Origin of the sequence: Mycobacterium sp. (genome assembly GCF_019247615.1) — a bacterium.
Classification (GTDB): domain Bacteria; phylum Actinomycetota; class Actinomycetes; order Mycobacteriales; family Mycobacteriaceae; genus Mycobacterium.
Genome location: NZ_JAFBAT010000278.1, coordinates 1 through 18145, shown reverse-complemented (window position 1 = coordinate 18145; position 18145 = coordinate 1). Strand labels below are relative to the sequence as shown.

Sequence of the window (18145 nt, the reverse complement as noted above, 5' to 3'; positions counted from 1 at the left end):
TGCGGTGACCGCCCTTCCGACATCGAGGCGCAGCTGCGCTTCATGGCGGACCAGGGGGTGGATCTGATCGTCACCAGCGGCGGCCTGGGCCCGACGGCCGACGACATGACCGTGGAGGTGGTGGCGCGCTTCTCCGGGCGCGAGTTGGTATTGGACGCCGAGGTCGAGAACAAGATCGCCGCTATTCTCAGATCGTTCATGGCGCGCTTCGATGGCGTCGACTTCGACGCCGTGCGCGCCGCCAACCGCAAGCAGGCCATGGTTCCCGCCGGTTCGCTGGTGCTCGATCCGGAGGGCACCGCGCCGGGTGTGGTCGTCCCGGGCAAGCCGACGGTGATCGTGCTTCCCGGGCCCCCGCGCGAGCTTCAGCCGATGTGGCACCGAGCCATCGAAACCGCCGCGGCCCGGGAGGCGATTGCCGGCCGAACAACCTACCGGCAGAAGACCATTCGCATGTTCGGACTGCCCGAGTCGGGCCTGGCCGAGACGCTCCGTGAGGCCGAGGCATCCCTCGCCGGGTTCGACTCGCTGGAGATCACCACCTGCCTGCGCCGGGGCGAGATCGAGATGGTTACGCGCTACGAGCCCGATGCCGCCGACGCCTACGAGCGGCTCACCGAGTTGCTCCGCGGAAAGCACGGACAGCAGATTTACTCGGAAGACGGCTCCAACGTGGACGATCTGGTGGCACAGCTGCTGTCCGGTCGATCCATAGCGACGGCGGAATCGTGCACGGCGGGGTTGTTGGCGGCGCGACTGACCGATCGTGCCGGCTCGTCCGACTATGTGGCGGGCGGTGTGGTCGCCTATTCGAACGCTGCCAAAACGCAACTGCTGGGCGTCGACCCGGGGCTGATCGAGGCGCACGGCGCGGTGTCCGAACCGGTGGCCGAGGCCATGGCGGTGGGCGCCTTACAGCACTTTGGCGCCGACACCGCCGCCGCGATCACCGGCATCGCCGGGCCGGCCGGCGGAACGCCCGAAAAGCCGGTCGGCACAGTCTGTTTCACCGTGATGCTGGCGGACGGCAAACAGGAGACCCGCACCCTGCGCCTCCCCGGGAACCGATCCGACGTCCGGGACCGGTCGACGACCGTCGCGATGCACCTGCTCCGGCGCATCCTGGGCAGGCAGGAACGGGGATAGCACATCCGGCGCTTGTTTGCGCGCATCGGAAGGACTTCTTCGCCCACCGCCGGCACTTGAGATATCAGCGGTCATCTCACTCCGGTGGGCAGGAAAGCACTTTCGTCGGTACCGAAGCGAATTCCGGTGGCATCCTTGCCGATCAGCGTGAGGAACACCACGGCTATCAGCACCGGCACGATGGTCACGGACAACGCGAAGGGATAACCGTGTGACTCGGCGAGGCGCTCCTGGATGGGCAAATTGAACGCGGCCAACAGATTTCCCAACTGGTAGGTCACGCCCGGGTAGAGCCCGCGGATGGCGTCCGGCGACATCTCGGTCAGATGAGCGGGTATTACTCCCCATGCGCCCTGCACGCAGAGCTGCATTAGAAATGAACCCAGGCACAACATCGCCGCGGTGCGCGAGTAGGCGAACAACGGCACGATCGGCAGAGCCAGCAGCGCACAGAAGACGATGGTGTAGCGACGGCTGAAGCGCTGGGAAAGCGTGCCGAAGACCAGCCCGCCGATGATGGCGCCGATGTTGTAGACCACCGCGATCCACTTGACGGTCACGCTGGACAGCCCCGCACCGTGGTTGGTGGTCGCGCCGAGGAACGTCGGATACACGTCCTGGGTACCGTGACTCATCCAGTTGAAAGCGGTCATCAGCAGCACCAGGTAAAAGAACCGGCGGATGATCGCGCCGTCGCGCAGCACGTCGCGGATCCTGGTACTGGTGACCCGCATGCGGTCCTGGGCGGCCTCCCATACCTCGGACTCCTCGACCCGATATCGGATGATCAGGCTGATCAGGCCAGGGATGATGCTCAGCGCGAACAACCAGCGCCACGACAACCCCAGCCAGTTCATCACCACCAGCGAGGCCACGCTCGCCAGCAGGTAGCCAAGCGCGTAACCCTCCTGCAGCAGTCCGGAGAAAAACCCCCGGCGCTCGACGGGAACCTTCTCCATGGCCAGCGCGGCGCCAAGCCCCCATTCGCCGCCCATGCCGATGCCATACAGCACCCGCAGGATCACCAGCACGGTGAAATTCGGGGCGAACGCGCAGAGGAACCCGACCACCGAGTAGAACATCACGTCCACCATCAACGGCAACCGCCGACCGACGCGGTCGGCCCACAGCCCGAACAGCAGCGCGCCCACCGGGCGCATCACCAGCGTGGCCGTGGTGATGAAGGCGACTTCGGCCTTGCTGTGGTGGAACGCCTTCGCAATATCGGCATAGACGAACACCACGATGAAGTAATCGAAGGCGTCCATCGTCCAGCCCAGCAACGCCGCGATGAATGAATTGCGCTGATCGGCGGTCAACTTCTGCCGAGGACTTTGTGTGGTCACTTGAGCATCGTGCAGTACCAGGCGGCGAATCGCGAGAGTAAGTTCCCCAGACATGCGAATCATCGACGCGGATGGGCATGTCGCCGAAAATTCCTCGCTGGCAATTGAAGCGATCAAGCGCTGGCCCGACCATGTCAAGCCGAGCACCGATGGGCGGCTGCGGTTGACGTTCGAGGGCCGCAACTACCCAGAGGACGAGGGCCCCGGCGCCGGTTGTCCTCCAGAGCACGGGATCAGCAAGGCGCCCGACATCAATTGCCGCTCACCCGAAGGCGTGCTGGGCGACGCCGACCGCGATCACATCGACACGATGGTGCTGTATCCGAGCATGGGGCTGTGCGCGCCCAGCCTGGAGGACCCGGACTTCGCCGCGGGGTTCTGCCGGCTGTACAACCAGTGGATCGCGGATTACTGCGCCTCGTCGGGCGGCCGGTTGCGCGGCGTCGCCGTGACCCCGATCGAGCATGGGCAAGCGGCCATTGACGTCATGACCGAGGCCAAGGACCTCGGAGTGGTGGCGACCCTCGTCCCGCCGGCACTCAAGACGCGCAACCTCGACCACCCGGATCTCGATCCGTTCTACGCCGCCGCCGTCGAACTCGAGATGCCGCTGGGCATTCACGGCGCGCCCGGCATCCACCTGCCCAAGATCGGCGTCGACCGCTTCACCAACTACATCCAGGTGCACTGCATCAGCTTTCCGTTCGACCAGATGACGGCGATGACGGCGATGGTCTCCGGCGGCGTCTTCGAGCGTCATCCGCGGTTGCGCGTCGCCTTCCTCGAGGCGGGCGCGGGCTGGGTCCCGTTCTTCATCGACCGCCTGCACGAGCATTACGAGAAGCGAGGCGATTGGGTGGAGCGCGGGTGGCGTCGCGACCCGCACGAGTATCTGGCCGCGGGCAACATCTGGGTGACCTGTGAGCCGGAGGAACCGATCCTGCCCGGCGTGATCGACGTGCTCGGCGCCGACTTCATCATGTTCGCCAGCGACTACCCGCACTGGGACGGCGAATGGCCGGAGAGCACCAAGCATCTGCGAACCCGCGCAGACATCAGCGAGGACGCCCGCGAAAAGATCGGCGGGCTGAACGCGCAGCGCTTCTACAACTTGAATTAGGCTCTCGCCGTTCGTCTCTGGCGGTGTGGCAAATGCAGAGACCGCTCCCAGGGGTTGGCTAGATCAAACCCGGTAGCCCCGGAAACACGTCGAGCAACCCGCCCTTTCCGCCGGCGCCGGGTATGCCCGGCGTTGCGCCGACCGGGCCAAGCCCGGGATTTCCGCCGTTCCCACCGGCCCCGATGACGTTCGCGTTGCCGCCGTTGCCGCCGTTGCCGCCGGTGCCGGCAGCAAAACTTGTGTCTCCGCCGGGGCCGCCGCCACCGCCGTTGCCGATAAGGAGCCCACTCCCGCCGGCGTTGCCGCCGTTGCCGCCCGCGGCGATGCCGAACCCGCCGGCGCCGCCTGCCCCGCCGTTGCCGATGAGCATCCCGGCGTCGCCGCCGGCTCCGCCGGCCCCGCCGGTGGTGCCGATCCCACCGGCGCCTCCGGCCCCGCCGGCGCCGGCGAGCGAGCCGCCCAGGCCACCGACGCCACCCGCCCCGCCGGTGGTGCCGCCAAACCCGCCGACACCGCCGACCCCGCCGCCACCGTCGAGCAAGCCGCCCGGGCCACCGGCCCCACCCGCCCCGCCGGTGGTGCCGCCGAACCCGCCGACACCGCCGACCCCGCCGCTACCGTCGAGCAAGCCGCCCCGGCCGCCGACCCCACCGGCACCGCCTGTGCTTTTGCCGCCGTAGCCCCCGGCCCCGCCGGCCCCACCGACGGAAAAATTCCCGCCGGCGCCGCCGACTCCACCGGCCCCGCCGGCCTTGCCCGCCCCTCCGACGCCGCCCGCCCCACCGGCACCGAGGAGCGAGCCGCCCCGGCCGCCGGCCCCTCCGACCCCGCCGGTGGCGGTGGAGCTGAACCCACCGCCACCGCCGGCGCCGCCGACACCCAGCAGCCCTCCGTTCCCACCCCGCCCGCCATTGCCGGCGGTGGTCAGGCCGAACCCGCCCGCCCCGCCGGCACCGCCGACACCGAACAGACCGGCGGCCCCGCCGCTGCCGCCGTTTTGGCCCGCCCCGGTCGTCGACGATGTTCCGGACGCGCCGGCGCCGCCGTTGCCGATCAGCCAGCCACCGTTCCCGCCGTTTTGTCCGGTGCCCGGTGCACCGTTGGCGCCGTTGCCGATCAGCGCCCGCCCGGTCAGCGCCTGGCTGGGTGCATTGATTGCCTGCAGCAGATCCTGTTCGAAGGTCTGCAGCGGCGAGGCGTTAGCCGCCTCGGTTGACGCGTAGGCGGTCCCGGCCCCGCGTAAGATCTGCAGGAACCGGGCATGGAACGCCGCAGCCTGAGCGCCGAACGCCTGAAAGGCCCGTCCGTGGCCGGAAAACAGCGAAGCCACCGCCGCCGACACCTCGTCGTCAGCGGCGGAAATAACGGTGGTGGTCGGGGCTACCGCCGCTGCGTGCGCGGCGGTCAACGACAAGCCGATGTTGGAGAGATCCGTTGCCGCCGAAGCAATAAACTCGGGGGCCGCCACCAGATAAGACATCGCTCTCCTTAACTCGTATCACCGAACCCCCGGGCCACCGCATCCTATCGCCGTCGCGCCTCGGCCGGCGTCTTAACGAACGTTTGTCGCTCGGCGGCGACGGAATGTGCTCCGCCCGAGATCATCCGGATGAAGCCCGCGACACCCAATGGCAGAATTCCGGCATGGGACCTTTCCTGCTTCGCGCCGCATTGACCGGGATTGCGCTCTGGCTGGTCACCAAGTTCATCCACGGGATCGAATTCGTCGGCGGCCACAACACATTGCAGAGAGTCGGCATCATCTTCGTCGTCGCCGTGATCTTCGGTCTGGTCAACGCTTTCATCAAGCCGGTCGTTCAGATCTTGTCGATTCCGCTGTACATCCTGACCCTCGGCCTGTTTCACGTCGTCGTCAACGCGCTGATGCTGTGGATCACCGCCCGGATCACCGAACACACCACCCACTGGGGCCTGCGGATCGATCACTTCTGGTGGACGGCAATCTGGGCCGCGATCGTGTTGTCCATCGTGAGCTGGGTGCTGTCGCTCGTGGTGCGCGACGTCGGTCGTCGCACTCGCGCCTGACGCACCTACATCTTCAGCGAGCCCGCCACCGTGGCGGTCAGTTTTCGGCGAAGGCGCGCGGCCCTTCGCGGCCCTTCGTGGCCTTCCTTGGCGTCTTCGGTGTCGAAAATGCGGTCGCTGTGCCGGGTTTCGTTGTCTCCCTTGTTCCAGCCGTCCGGCCGGGGCAGATCACCGGTCAGCTCGGGAATGAACTTCTTCAGGTCGGCTCCCAGGCGCGAGAGTCGTCGCGAACGTTGCCCGTGCCCGGGCCGGATCGCGAAAGTGCGCCATGTCCAGCGAGTTACGCGTCTCGGGACGGTTGATCGTGATGCTGGCGATATGGCTGTCCAGCCGGTAATCGATGCTCACGGATCAATGTCCTTGACCAGGCGGAGCACGTCGCGGGCGCAACCCCATGACAATGTCACTCCGTTGCGCCCATGCCCATAGTTGTGGATGCACACGGCTCGTCCGGGAGCATGCCCGAGCGGCTCGGCCTCGAGGCGCACGGACGGCCGGTCGGGACGCAGCCCCGTGATCGTCTCGATCACCTCGGCCTCGCCGAGCCGGGGCTCGATCCGGCGGCAACGCTCCAGAATGCGGGCGGTCACGTCGGGCTCCGGTGTCGAGTCCCACCGGTCGCGAATGCTGATGCCGCCGCACACGACTCGCCGCGGATGGGGGAAGATGCACGTCCATTCCGGGCCGTGACTTAGCTCGATGAACAGTTGGTGCAGACCGGGATTGGTGAGGACGACGTGCTGGCCGAACAACGGCCGAAGCGTGTCATCGCCGGTCAGTGCTGCCGCGCCGAGGCCGGTGCAGTTGACGACGATCGATGCGGTGTCGGCGACCTCGGCCAGCGATCGCACCGACCGCGCCTCGACTCGGCAGCCCGCCGCCGTCAGCCGCCGCGTCAGGTACCCGAGGTATTCCGGCATGTCGATCATCGGCATCGTCGCGCGAAACCCGACGGCGAACCCCTCCGGGATGTCGGCCGGGTCGGCGGCCTGCAAATCGGGGATCAGCGCCGCGGCCGCCGACGCCACCTCGGTTTCGGTGAATTCGCCGACGGCCACTGCCGGCGTTAGGCGGACCCCGGTGGCCGGGTCCTTGGCCAGTTCGCGAAACACCCCCAGCGACTGATCGGTCCAACCGAGGGTCACGGCGGCGCGATCGCCGGTCCCGCCCAGTGGACGTGGGGGCGCCCACACGGCACCGGCGACAGCGGACGTGGTCTCGTGCGGCATCGCGTCCGCGAACACTCGCACCGGCCAGCCGGCTTCGGCCAACAGGATGGCCGACGTCAACCCGCTGACGCCCGCACCGATGACGACGACCTGTCGCGCGCCAGTTGCCACGGCGGAAAGGGCCCGTCACGAGTGGGGGGCTGGCTGGCCATTCTGGCCGCCGAGCAGCCCGTTGAGGATGCCAAGGGCGCCTTGCACTCCTGGCGGCGGCGTATTGGCGGGCGGAGTGGCGTCGGGGGTCAACTGCCAGGGCTGGCAGCCGGACGTCCTGAATGACTTGTCTGTCGGATCGATCTGAACGACCTGCGGTTTCTTGCTGATGGCGTTGTCGATGAGGTTGCCGTCTTGGTTGCCCACCCGCTTCCAATAGCAGGTGCCGTCACCGACGGGCCCCGCCGAGCTGTACGTGCCGGGTGCGATGTCGGTCCCGACCGAGTAGGTGCCGTCATGATCGATCGTCGTCTTCGGCGCGGGCGGCGGCGCCGGCTCCGGATCGGCGCCCGCCACACCCACGGATGCTGCCCAGCCCGCCACGATGAACCCGGCCGCGCCGATCAACGCCGGGAGTACCCGAAGTGCCCTGGATCCCATAGAACAGCAGCGTACCCGGGGCGAGCGCGGCTCAGGGTATCGCGCGCTCACCGTTGTGATCGTGAAGCGCCGGCGAAAAGCAGTTTTCGCACAGACCCCAGTAGATGACCTCCGCCTCCTCAAGCTGGAAGCCGTTATGGTGCGCAGCGGTCAGGCACGGCGCCGCACCAACGGCGCAGTCCACGTCCGCGATGGCCCCGCACGACCGGCAGACGCTGTGATGATGGTTGTCCCCGACCCTCGACTCATAGCGCGCGACGGAACCCGGCGGCTGAACCCGTCGCAAAATGCCCACGTCCGTCAGCGCGTGCAGGACGTCGTACACCGTCTGCAGGCACACCTCAGGCAACACGTCGCGCACCGCTTCGAAGACGGTCTCCGTGTCGGAGTGGGGATACGCCTGAACCGCCTGGAGCACCGCGATCCGTGGGCGCGTCACGCGCAGACCGGCCATGCGCAGGCGTTGTGCGTAATCCGCCGTCGCGGATCCGAGGCGAATGGGGCTCCCTATTCTGGAATCAGTCAACAGCTTCAACCCCCTTCGGCGGGCGCTTGAACTTCCCCGACGTACGGTAAAACCCGGAAATTGCGACCGAAAGTATCGATAACGCCTTGCTGCTGATCTTAGGGTCGATTCACTGAAAATGTTAGTTTTCGGTACCTTCGGCGTCCCGGCCGCCACGATGCGCCAGGGTCTTTACACCGATCGGATCGCTAGGTCAGCCGACGCACTCGGCCGGCGTAGGCGAGCGCGTGCTCGTATGTCTTGAGGTTGTCCCGAGAGATCTTTGCGTGCACCGGACGCTCGAGAAAGAAGCGCAGCACGGGGTTGTAGGCGTGATATGTCTCGTGAAAAGTCAGCACGGTGCTGCCGTCGGGCTGTTCGTCGAGTTGGTGATAGCCCTCGGCCCGGGACCACAGCGGCGCTCCGACCGCCACGTAGCGGGACAGCTTGTTGACCTCCGCCTCAGTCACGGTCTCCCATGATCTGGCCTTGCCGCCGGACAGCAAATACTTGGGAACTTCGAAGATGCAGGTGCGGACCAGACCCTCGCCGGCTTCGTTTCCTTCGTTGAGGATTTCCATGCTGCCGGTGGGCCACCTGAGCACCCGCGGCCGCGGTGAGTTCGGGGGCGCCGGCGGATGAAGGACCCGCCACACCTTTTTCGGGGGTGCCTCGACGTGGAACCGCACGGTATAGGACTGCATCAGCTTTCTCCCCAGCTGTCCCAGAAGGTGACGGTCTCCGCGGGCGGCCGCGCGGCCGCCCGGAAGTCGGTGCCGATCGTGTAGGCGACGGGAAACAGCGCGGCCTGTGTGACCGTCGGCGGAATCCCCAGCAGCTCGGCGACCTCTTGCTCCTTGGCCAAATGCATCGTCGTCCACACCGATCCCAAGCCTCGTGATCGCAGGGCCAGCAAGAAGCTCCAGCCCGCAGGGACGATCGACGCCCAGGCCGTCGCGGCAATCAAGAGATTTTCGCCGTCGAAGCGGCGGTCCAAGCATGGGATGACGTGCACCGGAACCTGAGCCAGCGTATCGGTCAGGCTCATTGCACTGCCGTATACGCGCCGGGTCTGCGGATCCGTGGTGTTCTCGGCGGCGTAGGTAAGGTATGCCGCACCGATGCCGCGGTAGATCTCGGCGATCGCCGCGCGCTTGTCGGCATCGGTGACGACCAGCCACCGCCAATCCTGCGCGTTGCTTCCGGTGGGCGCCTGCATCGCCAATTGGATGCACTCGAGGATTACGTCCCGGCCAACCGGGCGGGTCAGGTCGAGGCGCTTGCGCACCGCGCGCGTCGTGCTCAGCAGTTCATCGACCGTGGCGATGTCCATGCCGGTCCTTCCGTGGCGCTCAGAAAGTCTTCACAGGTCGATTGCGCAAGATCGGTCGACGCCCAACACCGCCAACGAACGCCCGAGGCCGAGGAACACGGCGACGCACAGGGTGAGATCGAGGATCTCCTCGTCGGAGAACACCGCCCGCAGTCGCTCGAAGAAGGCGTCGTCCAGTGACTCGTGGTGGGTCACAAACCGTTCCGCGTATTCGATGGCAAGCCGCTGCCGCGCCGTGTAGCCGGGATAGCTCGAGTACGCGGCGACGTTGTCGTAGAGCTCCGGAGCGGGGGCCCGCGGCCCGGCGTCGAGCACTGACCGGGCGCGAAAGTCCGAGCAGGCGACGCAATCGTTGAGCTGTGCGATCCGCATCCTGGCCAGCTCCCGCTCGTCGACCGGCAGGATGCTTTGTTGGTATGCGCCCCGGATCATCCGCTCGACCATGCCGCCGAGTTCGGGCCGCAGCGTCCAAATCATGGCCGCTTCGCCACCCGGGCCGTCCGGCACGTGGAGTCGGGCCATTAGCGAACTCCTGAGCGGTGGGGAGGGTTACGGAGTTGAGCAAACCAGATTCGCAACGCGGCTGTCCAGGTCGGATGTGGCGCGCCATTTGCGCATATGTAGATCACGCCTGGCGCCGACCAACCGCCCCGGCTACCGTCCGTTGTACGAGGGCGTTCACGGTGGAGCGCCGTGTCGGGAGGTCTCGGGGTGCTATTCATCCACGAGGTGCACAAGGTGCGCGGCCGCTTCGAAGACGACTTCGAGTCCGCCTTCCGGGACGGCTGGATGCCGATGCTCGCGCGTGGCGACGACGCCCGGCTGCTGTGGTACACCAACCAGGCGCACGGCAGTGGCCCCGCCTACACCGTGATGACAGTGACCGCGGTTCGCGACGGAGCGGCGTGGGAGCGCCTGACCCAGCGCGTCCAGCGGGGCGATCTGCAGGAGTGGATGCGCAACCTGGACGAGCTGCGCCACGACGTCGACGCCAAGCTGCTGGTTCCCCTGCCGTGGTCGCCCCTGTTGGAGGTGCGGTTCGACGAGGTGCCTTCCGACGGGCGCGAGCACGAGATGAGCCTCTACATGGAAGACACCATGTGGCCCTACGAGGATAAGTTCGAGGAATACATCGTCCGGTGCGGTGAGGTCTACGCCAGGAGCCTCGAGGGACCCTCTTCGATGCTCGCGATGCATGCGGCGTTCCAGCCCGCCCTTGGCAGCCATGTGCGCCGCGAGGTGATCCTGATGCAGCGCATCAGCCGGCCGGATGCGTTGCTCGACCTGCTTCGGACCCATATCCCCGCCGAGTATCGTGCCCCCGGGACCTGGATGTACGACGCCCTGGACCTGCGCGATCAGTGGACCACCCGCCTACTGCGGACCTCCGAGTGGTCGCCGCTGTACTAGGGGCCCGCACATGAACATCGGCACAATTCTCGACGCCGCCGCGACCGGCGATCCCGACCGGGCCGCCCTGATCATCGACGGGCGATCCATCGGTTACGGGGAATTGGCCGCGACGGCGCGCACCTGTGCAGCCGGCCTGTCCGCCCAGGGCGTGATCGCCGGCCAACGCGTCGCGGTGGTCGACGGCGGCAGCCTGCTGTCGATCGCCACGCTGCTCGGGTCGGCTCGTATGGGCGCAGCGGCCGCGCTGATGAACCCCGCGCTGACGCCGCCGGAGCTGCGCGGGCTGTTGGAAAATGCCGGCTGCGCCGATGTGGCGGTCGCGGGGGAGCCGTACGTCGAGCGGCTCCGCGAAGCGGGTGCCCGAAAGGTGCTGACGGAGTCCGACCTCACAGGCGGACCGTTCGCACCAGCGCCCGACGTCACCGCCGCCCCCGACGACGAACGCGATGCCTTGGTGCTGTTCACCAGTGGCACGACCGGACTCCCCAAGGCGGTCGCGATCACCGGCGGCCAGCTCGCCCAGCGGACCCAAAGGATCTCTGCCCCATTTCGCGCCGACGCGAAACCGATGGTCGGCATGATGTGCGTTCCGTTCTTTCATGTCGGGGGCTCCCTCGGTGTCCTCGGCAGCCTGTACTCGGGCAACACCTTGGTGGTGCAGAAGCGGTTCGCTGCCGGCGAGTGGTTGCGCCTGGTCTCCGAGCACCGGGTGGCCACCACCTTCCTGGTGCCGACGATGCTGCAGCGAATCCTCGATCAGCCCGATTTCGCCCAGACCGATCTCACGTCCCTGGTCGCAATCGCCTACGGAGCCGCCGCCGCACCGATCACCTTGGTGCGCAGGGCGATGGCCGCACTTCCACATGTCGCGTTCGCCAACGTGTTCGGCCAGACGGAAACCCTTGGCGCGTATACGACTCTGCTGCCCGACGACCACCGCGATCCCGCCCGCGCGGGATCCGTGGGCCGGCCACTGCCCGGTGTTGAAGTCCGGGTCGTCGACCCGGCCACCGGCAATGACGTCGAACCGGGGACGGTCGGCGAGTTGTGGGTGAAAACGCGTCAGAACGTGACCGCAGGCTGGTTGCGCACGGGCGATCTCGCCCGCATAGACCCCGACGGTTACATCTTCCCCACCGGTCGGCTCAGCGACACCATTAACCGCGGCGGAGAGAAGTTCGGTCCGATAGAGGTCGAGGAGGCGCTGCGCTCGCACCCGGCGGTCAGTGATGTCGCGGTCGCCGGGATTGCCGACAACGAGCTCGGCCAGCGGGTGGGAGCTGCCGTAGTGGCTTGTGCCCCAGTGACACTCGAGGAGCTGCGAGCGCACTGCCGCGAGTCGATCGCTTATTTCAAGATGCCCGAGCGGCTGGCTATCGTCGACGACATCCCCTACAACGCGACCGGCAAGGTCAACCGCCGTCAGCTCGCTGAGCTGATCGCGGACAGCGCCTGAGGCAAAGGGAGTCACGGTGCTCTTTCTTCACGAGACCCATCGGGTGGTGGGGGCGCGGCAAGACGAATTCGAAGCCGCCTACCGCGAGGGCTGGATGCCCATCCTGGCCAACGAGGACGATGCGCGGCTGCTCTGGTACGCCAACCACGCGCACGGCAGCGGGTTGTCCTACAACGTCGTCACCATCACCGGCATCGTCGACGGCGCCGCCTGGGAGCGACTGGCCCGTCGCACACAGGCCGGGGACCTGACGCCGTGGATGCGCGAACTGGATCACCTGCGCCACGGCGTGACCGGCAAGATACTGCTGCCGGTCCATTGGTCACCGCTGCAGACGGTCGACCTGACGACTGTGCCCACCGATGGTGCGACCCACCCGCTGAGCCTTTTCATGGAGGACACCGGCTGGCCCTACGCCCCGCTCGACGACTACATCCGTTCCTGGGACGAGATTTACTACCGGGTGCTTTCCCAAGCTCCGCGCGGGATGCGGATTCTCGATATCCAGGCCTGCTTCCAGGTCGCGCACGGCAGCCATCGGCGACGGGAAGCGATGCTCTGGCAGAAGATCAACGACTCCAACGACTACGCGGCGCTCGTGCGCCTGCTGACTACCGAGACCCCGCCGGAGCACCGCGCGCCGGGCAGCTACATGGTCGAGGCGCTGAAGTACCGCGATCAGTGGGAGAGCCGCCTGCTGCGGACCTCAGACTGGTCACCCCTGTACTGACGGTGCGCTCACGGAGTCGCATGTACGCCCACGGTTGGTCCGCTCGACGTGTCCTCGCTATCGGCGGATGTGAGACGGAAGACCGACTGCAGGAATGGCTCGACGATCCCAAGAAAGCCCGCGGGATCCGACGAGAACACCACGTGGCCCCAGCCGGACCGAATACGTGCGCGCATTGCATGCTCGATTCCACGACCAGCCGGCCGAATCGATCGCCACGGCGGTGGCCGGACTACCACCGGGACGCGACCGGCTCGAGGCGGGGATGAACGCCTACCTCGACGGCTGTTTGTTGGAGCCGGCTACCAAAGCGCTGCTCGTCCAGTCGCGCACGGAGGCTGGGCCGCCCCGGGCCCAAGGGATTCCTCGACTTCACGATTCCGATTGATGGGCTCTACCTCGGCGGCGCCGGATGTCACGGTGGACCGGGAATCACCTTCACGCCCCGGCTATAACGCCGCCCATCAGGCGCTCGACGACCAGGCTTGAGGGCCATTCACGGGCGGCAGGCGGATGCCAGCGGAAGGACCGGGCCGAAGGATCGCAGGGATAGCAGATACAGGTAGGTGCCGAGCAAATGTTCGCAGGGCACGGTCGATTTGACCAGGATCTTCGGCGGCAATGGCAGCAGCCGCACCGGGTTGAGCTCATACGGATTGAGCACATGCTCGTAATACAGGGGCGGGGGCAGCGCCGGGACGATGTCGAGGCGATTGGCGATCCGGTAGGAGTTCTTGACCACCTGGTCATAGGTACGGGCGAACAGCGAATCGCCAACGCGCGGAATGCCGTAGGAGTACACCGCCGGCGTGGAGAAGGCGGTGTTCGCCGCAACGTCGAGGGCCAACAGCGTGGCCAGGGCCCCTCCCAGGCTGTGCCCGCAAATCGTCAGTGACGCAACGGGATTCGGAAGGGCCAGCTTCGGAAGCGCGCTCACTACCGTCGGCGCATCCGGGGCGGCGTCGGTCCGCAGCGATTCGTACATCTCGGTGAAACCGTCCTCGGTGTGGCCGGCCCCGGCCAGGAAAGGGCATGGCACCTGGAGAAAATCGGCGTCATGAACCCATTCGAGCATTCCCTCGGTGCCCCGGATCGCGATCACCACATCGCCCGTTTGCTCCTGACAGATCAGCCCGATTGAGACGTCGTCGTTGACGCGTCCCGGGTTCATATCGGTCGCCAAATCGTTGGCGTAGATCGTCGTGATCACCGTGTAGCCGACGCCACCGGCGGTCAACGCCCGACCGGCGACGTTCGTCAGATCGCTGGGATGTGTCGCGTAGGTTGCATCGACGAGCTCGCCGAATTGTATTGCCTTGGCGACATCTAACGTCGGCGGTGTCGGCATCGCGGGCGCGCCCGGGTCGTCACGCTTCGAATGTTCCGGTGAACTGCGCCTGTGCCGTCGCGGCCCGCGCTATCGCCTGCGCAGCCTGCGCGCCGACAAGTCCCGCGGGAAGTTGGTAATCGGCGGGAAGCTGGTAGAGGGTGAACCGGTAGTGATGCACCCGCGTCCCCGCGGGCGGGCAGGGCCCGCTGTACCCAGTCCGGCCGGCCGAGTTCGGCAGACTGGTACCGCCGGCGGGGGTTTGACCGTCGGAGGTGGTCCCCGGGCCCGGCGGAATCCCGACGACGATCCAGTGGATGTAGGGCCCGCGGGGGGCGTCCGGGTCGTCCAGGACAAGAGCCCCTCCCAGCGGCGCCGACCACGTCAACGGCGGCGCCAGGTCGGCCCCCTTGCAGGTGTACTGCACCGGAACCGGCGCACCGTCGGCGAACGCGGGACTGCTGATCGTCAACGGTCCGTCGGCAGGTGCCGCCGCGACCGTTCGACCCACAGTCGTCACCTTCGGCGTCAGCGAGGCGGTCGTGTTGCTGCCGGCGTGGCCGCCGCAGCCGGCCACCGTCACCCCCAGTGCCAGGGCGGCGACGGCAGACGCCGTTCGACGAAGCGTGCTCGCCAGTGTGAAGTTCATACGGGACAGTGTCGCTCGCGAACGCTGAGTTCGGAAGCTCCCGTTCACTTGCGCCCGGCGGGGGAGCTCAGGTCCTGGATCAGCACGCACTGCTCGGTGCCATCCAACCAAAGCAGGAATCGGGAGGGCGGCGGAAAGCGGTGGAGGACACTCCCGGTAGGGACGATTGTGGGGTTGCCCACCGGGATGGCACGGCCCTGCCAATGCAATTGCGCCCCTGCGGCCTTCAGGTTGACGTACCAGTTGGTTCTCGGTCCATAAGTGAGCGGGACGATGAAGCCGCCAGGCTGCTCCACCACGCGGACCGGGGTGGTGTAGCTGCGGCCGGTGCGCCGACCGGTGTGTTCGATCACCGCAAAGATGCTGTGTGGTCGGCCGGCGCGGCCGACGTGCGTCACCATTTTGTTCGCGAATCGCTTGTTGCGGCGCCGCTTGGCATCGATCACCGCCGGGTCGCCCCGGCGCATGCCCGCCGCGATGCGGAGTCGTCGTGCGACCGCCGCAACCAGCAGCGCGGCAAGCACTGCGCTTACGGCGCGGCTCGTCACCGATTGCCCCTACTTGCCGCGCTTGTTGACTTCGAGTACGCGCTTACGCAGGCCGTCGGTTGCCGTCTCCATCAGACCCTTTGCACCTCTTTTGACCAGGAATCCGGGAACCGGGACGGACAGGTCGACGGTGAGGTCGAAACGGACCCGGGTGGAATCGCCCTCGGGCATCAAAGTGTAGCGGCCCTCCTGGCCGCGTTGCTGTTTCGAGCTCTCCAGCGTCCAGCCGACCCCGTCGTCGTACACGAAATAGTCGAGCACCTGCTCGTCGCTGACGCCCACGATTTTCACGGTTTGCCGCGATCTGCTCGGACGGCCTTCCTCGTCCCGCTCCAGGATTTCGACCTTTTTGTGAAATGACGACCACTCGGTCAGCGACTCGAGGTCGAACAACACGTCCATGATCTCGTCGGGCGTCGCCTCGATGACGACTTCGCGGGTGTCGGTGATAGCCATTGCGAAAAGATAGCCGGTGAGGAGTCGCTACAAACTCAAGGCACCAACACGACTTTGCCGATATTCTCCCGGGCCGCCAAGATGCGGTGTGCCTCCGGCGCTTCGGCGAAGGGGACCGCCGCATGCACGACCGGGGTGATCGTCCCCGCATCGAGCGCCTCGCGCAGCGGCGCGATCCAGGGTTCCAGGGTGCCTCGGTCGTCCCAGAGCCGCAGCATGTTCACACCGATGACGGCCTTCGACTCCGAGAGTTGGTCGAGCAGGTTGAACCCCCGCAGCATCGCCAGAGCATGCGGAGCGGCCGCGCGCAGCGAGCGCTTCTCACCGTGCTGCATATTCGAAACCCCATAGGCCACAAGCCTTCCGCCGGGCCGGAGCAGAGCATAGGACCGCCGCAGCGACGTGCCTCCCAGCGCATCGAGCACCAGGTCGTACGGGCCCAGGCCCTTCCACCAGCCGTCGCGGCGGTAGTCGATCGCTCGGTCCACGCCCAAGTCGGCCAGCTTCTGGTGTTTCCCGGGTGAGGCGGTGCCATGGACCTCGGCGCCCGCCGCCTTGGCGAACTGGATCGCCGCGATGCCGACGCCGCCGGCGGCGGCGTGCACGAGCACCCGTTCGCCCGCCCGCAGCGACCCGTAACCGTGCAGCCCGGCCCATGCGGTCGCATAGTTGACCGGGACCGCGGCGCCCTGCTCAAAGGTCAACGATTCGGGAAGCGCCACCGAATCGTCCGCGGCGACGTTGACGATTTCGCTGTAGCCGCCGAATCGCGTGCCGGCCAGCACCCGTTCTCCGACCCGGGCCGGCTCAACGCCCTGGCCGACGGCCTCGACCGTCCCGGCGACCTCGTAGCCGACCACCGCCGGAAGTTTCGGCGCGTCCGGGTACATGCCGACGCGCGCAAGGTGGTCGGCGAAGTTCACCCCCGCGGCGCGTACCGCGACCCGCAGCTGGCCCGGGCCGGGCGGCGGCGGCTCGGGCCGCCGCTGGACCTGTAAGACGGACGGGTCGCCGTGCTTGGTGATGACCACTGAGCGCATCGTGTTGCCTCGTGTCTCTCTCGGGAGCGGCGAGCGGAACTAACCGCTGATGTTTGCACCCGTCGGGTTATGACCGCGCGGCGGCCTCGATGCGGCAAGGGAAATGTTTGCTCGTAAGGGCTCCCGGCCTGACCCGTGGCGACTACGTTCCTGCTTGTGCATTTCGCCTGGGAGCGGCTGGCCGGCGGCGTTTATCGCTGCCGGCTGCCGTTCTGCGACGTGACGGTAGGGCTGGTGCGGGGCCGGACCGGAGCGCTGCTTGTCGATACCGGCTCCACGCTCGCCGAAGCGGACGCGATCGACGCCGACGTCCGCCTGCTGGCGGGACAGCCGATCACGCATGTTGTGTTGACGCACAAGCACTTCGATCATGTGCTGGGTTCCTCCACTTTCACCGGAGCCGACGTCTACTGCGCGCCCGAGGTCGTCGAGTGCCTGACCTCGCAGACCGACCGGCTCCGCGACGACGCGTTGCGGCACGGTGCGAACGCCGCGGAGATCGACCGTGCCCTCGCGGCCCTGCGCCCTCCGCGGCGAGCGATCCGCGATGCCGTCATCGATCTCGGGGACCGCTGGGTGAGAATCGCTCACCCGGGTCGCGGTCACACCGCTTCGGATCTGGTCGTAGTGGCGCCCGGAATCGACGTGGCGCCCGGGATCGACGACCGGAGCTCCGTGGTGGTCTTCACCGGCGATCTCGTCGAGGAGTCCGCCGACCCGGCAATCGATTGCGACTCCGATGTCGCGGCGTGGCCGGGGACGCTCGATCGGGTGCTGGCTCTCGGCGGGCCTGACGCGGTCTACGTCCCGGGACACGGGAGGACCGTCGACGCCACATTTGTTCGGCGCCAACGTGATTGGTTGCTCAGAGCGGGCCTATGACGGAGCCGGAGCGCAGGCGGCGATGAGGGCATCCGGGTCGGTGACACCGACCCATAACGATCGCACCGTCACCGAAATCCCACAGCACTTCGCCCGAGTCGGCGGCTCGATCGTCAACGCCACCAGTCCCTTGCCCGACCCGTTGACCACCCAGCGCCCCCGCCAGTGGTGCACCCCTCGGGAGACTGGGCGCGCGTCCGTCGTCTCGGCGCGCGAGATCGACACCAAAGCGATATGGGCCTCGAATGCCCAGCCCATCTTGACGTGCAGCGTCTGATCGTCGACCCGCACCTCGCTGCGATCCGGGCCCAGTCCGAGGGGCACCGAC

Annotated in this window: 20 protein-coding genes and 2 pseudogenes; 8 read left to right on the top strand and 14 right to left on the bottom strand. The window is 67.2% G+C overall.

Annotated elements, in window-relative coordinates; genetic code table 11:
• Positions 1–1146, top strand: a 1146-nt coding sequence (locus tag JO059_RS19375) for a competence/damage-inducible protein A (RefSeq protein ID WP_293321661.1), incomplete at its 5' end; no start/stop codon positions are given.
• A 71-nt stretch (positions 1147–1217) separates the two neighbouring features.
• Here JO059_RS19375 and JO059_RS19370 read toward each other — a convergent pair.
• The gene (locus JO059_RS19370; protein WP_293321659.1) at positions 1218–2555 is read right to left on the bottom strand and encodes an MFS transporter; all 1338 of its coding nucleotides are present in this window, start codon (positions 2553–2555) and stop codon (positions 1218–1220) included.
• On the opposite strand from JO059_RS19370, the gene JO059_RS19365 reads away from it, so the two are divergent.
• The gene (locus tag JO059_RS19365; RefSeq protein WP_293321657.1) at positions 2545–3612 is read left to right on the top strand and encodes an amidohydrolase family protein; all 1068 of its coding nucleotides are present in this window, start codon (positions 2545–2547) and stop codon (positions 3610–3612) included. The genes JO059_RS19370 and JO059_RS19365 overlap by 11 nt on opposite strands.
• A gap of 157 nt (positions 3613–3769) precedes the next feature.
• Here JO059_RS19365 and JO059_RS19360 read toward each other — a convergent pair.
• Positions 3770–5092 (bottom strand): annotated as a pseudogene (locus JO059_RS19360) (PE family protein); the annotation flags it as partial.
• A 164-nt stretch (positions 5093–5256) separates the two neighbouring features.
• Between JO059_RS19360 and JO059_RS19355 the strand changes: the two are divergent.
• Positions 5257–5658 (top strand): phage holin family protein, encoded by a 402-nt coding sequence (locus JO059_RS19355; RefSeq protein ID WP_293321655.1) that lies wholly within the window; start codon positions 5257–5259, stop codon positions 5656–5658.
• A gap of 344 nt (positions 5659–6002) precedes the next feature.
• Here JO059_RS19355 and JO059_RS19350 read toward each other — a convergent pair whose 3' ends face one another.
• From JO059_RS19350 to JO059_RS19325, 6 genes are all read right to left on the bottom strand, one after another.
• The gene (locus tag JO059_RS19350; protein WP_293321653.1) at positions 6003–6998 is read right to left on the bottom strand and encodes an FAD-dependent oxidoreductase; all 996 of its coding nucleotides are present in this window, start codon (positions 6996–6998) and stop codon (positions 6003–6005) included.
• A 15-nt stretch (positions 6999–7013) separates the two neighbouring features.
• The gene (locus JO059_RS19345; protein WP_293321651.1) at positions 7014–7478 is read right to left on the bottom strand and encodes a hypothetical protein; all 465 of its coding nucleotides are present in this window, start codon (positions 7476–7478) and stop codon (positions 7014–7016) included.
• A gap of 31 nt (positions 7479–7509) precedes the next feature.
• Positions 7510–7932, bottom strand: coding sequence for a Fur family transcriptional regulator (locus JO059_RS19340; protein ID WP_293321649.1), 423 nt, complete (start codon positions 7930–7932; stop codon positions 7510–7512).
• A gap of 260 nt (positions 7933–8192) precedes the next feature.
• The gene (locus JO059_RS19335) at positions 8193–8687 is read right to left on the bottom strand and encodes an SRPBCC family protein (protein ID WP_293321647.1); all 495 of its coding nucleotides are present in this window, start codon (positions 8685–8687) and stop codon (positions 8193–8195) included.
• A complete protein-coding gene (locus tag JO059_RS19330) occupies positions 8687–9316 on the bottom strand; it encodes a nitroreductase family protein (RefSeq protein ID WP_293321645.1) in 630 nt (209 codons plus the stop codon). Before JO059_RS19330 ends, JO059_RS19335 begins: the two co-directional genes overlap by 1 nt.
• Positions 9317–9346: 30 nt before the next feature.
• Positions 9347–9838 carry a carboxymuconolactone decarboxylase family protein gene (locus tag JO059_RS19325; RefSeq protein WP_293321643.1) on the bottom strand — a complete coding sequence of 164 codons (492 nt, stop codon included), beginning with the start codon at positions 9836–9838 and terminating at the stop codon, positions 9347–9349.
• Positions 9839–10009: 171 nt separating this feature from the next.
• On the opposite strand from JO059_RS19325, the gene JO059_RS19320 reads away from it, so the two are divergent.
• The 4 genes and pseudogenes from JO059_RS19320 to JO059_RS19305 form a co-directional block, all read left to right on the top strand.
• Complete coding sequence (locus tag JO059_RS19320) at positions 10010–10726, top strand: hypothetical protein (protein WP_293321641.1); 717 nt, start codon at positions 10010–10012, stop codon at positions 10724–10726.
• 10 nt (positions 10727–10736) lie between these two features.
• Entirely contained in the window at positions 10737–12185 is a 1449-nt protein-coding gene (locus tag JO059_RS19315) for a class I adenylate-forming enzyme family protein (RefSeq protein WP_293321639.1), read from the top strand.
• Between the two features lie 16 nt (positions 12186–12201).
• The gene (locus tag JO059_RS19310) at positions 12202–12915 is read left to right on the top strand and encodes a hypothetical protein (protein ID WP_293321637.1); all 714 of its coding nucleotides are present in this window, start codon (positions 12202–12204) and stop codon (positions 12913–12915) included.
• Positions 12916–13259: 344 nt separating this feature from the next.
• A pseudogene (locus JO059_RS19305) lies at positions 13260–13404 on the top strand (hypothetical protein); the annotation flags it as partial.
• 7 nt (positions 13405–13411) lie between these two features.
• On the opposite strand, the gene JO059_RS19300 reads toward JO059_RS19305, so the two are convergent.
• Genes JO059_RS19300 through JO059_RS19280 form a run of 5 tightly spaced genes read right to left on the bottom strand, consistent with a single transcriptional unit; the run spans position 13412 to position 16935 of the window.
• On the bottom strand, positions 13412–14263 hold the full coding sequence (locus JO059_RS19300; protein WP_293321635.1) for a lipase family protein: 852 nt from the start codon (positions 14261–14263) through the stop codon (positions 13412–13414).
• A 19-nt stretch (positions 14264–14282) separates the two neighbouring features.
• A complete protein-coding gene (locus JO059_RS19295; RefSeq protein WP_293321633.1) occupies positions 14283–14891 on the bottom strand; it encodes a YbhB/YbcL family Raf kinase inhibitor-like protein in 609 nt (202 codons plus the stop codon).
• A gap of 44 nt (positions 14892–14935) precedes the next feature.
• Positions 14936–15439, bottom strand: coding sequence for a nitroreductase family deazaflavin-dependent oxidoreductase (locus tag JO059_RS19290; protein WP_293321631.1), 504 nt, complete (start codon positions 15437–15439; stop codon positions 14936–14938).
• Positions 15440–15448: 9 nt separating this feature from the next.
• Entirely contained in the window at positions 15449–15895 is a 447-nt protein-coding gene (locus JO059_RS19285; protein WP_293321629.1) for an SRPBCC family protein, read from the bottom strand.
• A 35-nt stretch (positions 15896–15930) separates the two neighbouring features.
• A complete protein-coding gene (locus JO059_RS19280) occupies positions 15931–16935 on the bottom strand; it encodes a zinc-binding dehydrogenase (protein ID WP_293321627.1) in 1005 nt (334 codons plus the stop codon).
• 156 nt (positions 16936–17091) lie between these two features.
• Here JO059_RS19280 and JO059_RS19275 point away from each other — a divergent pair, with 156 nt between their 5' ends.
• Positions 17092–17817 (top strand): MBL fold metallo-hydrolase, encoded by a 726-nt coding sequence (locus JO059_RS19275; RefSeq protein ID WP_293321625.1) that lies wholly within the window; start codon positions 17092–17094, stop codon positions 17815–17817.
• On the opposite strand, the gene JO059_RS19270 is transcribed toward JO059_RS19275, so the two are convergent.
• Positions 17812–18145, bottom strand: a 334-nt coding sequence (locus tag JO059_RS19270; protein WP_293321623.1) for a hypothetical protein, incomplete at its 5' end; no start/stop codon positions are given. The two genes, JO059_RS19275 and JO059_RS19270, sit on opposite strands and share 6 nt — an antisense overlap.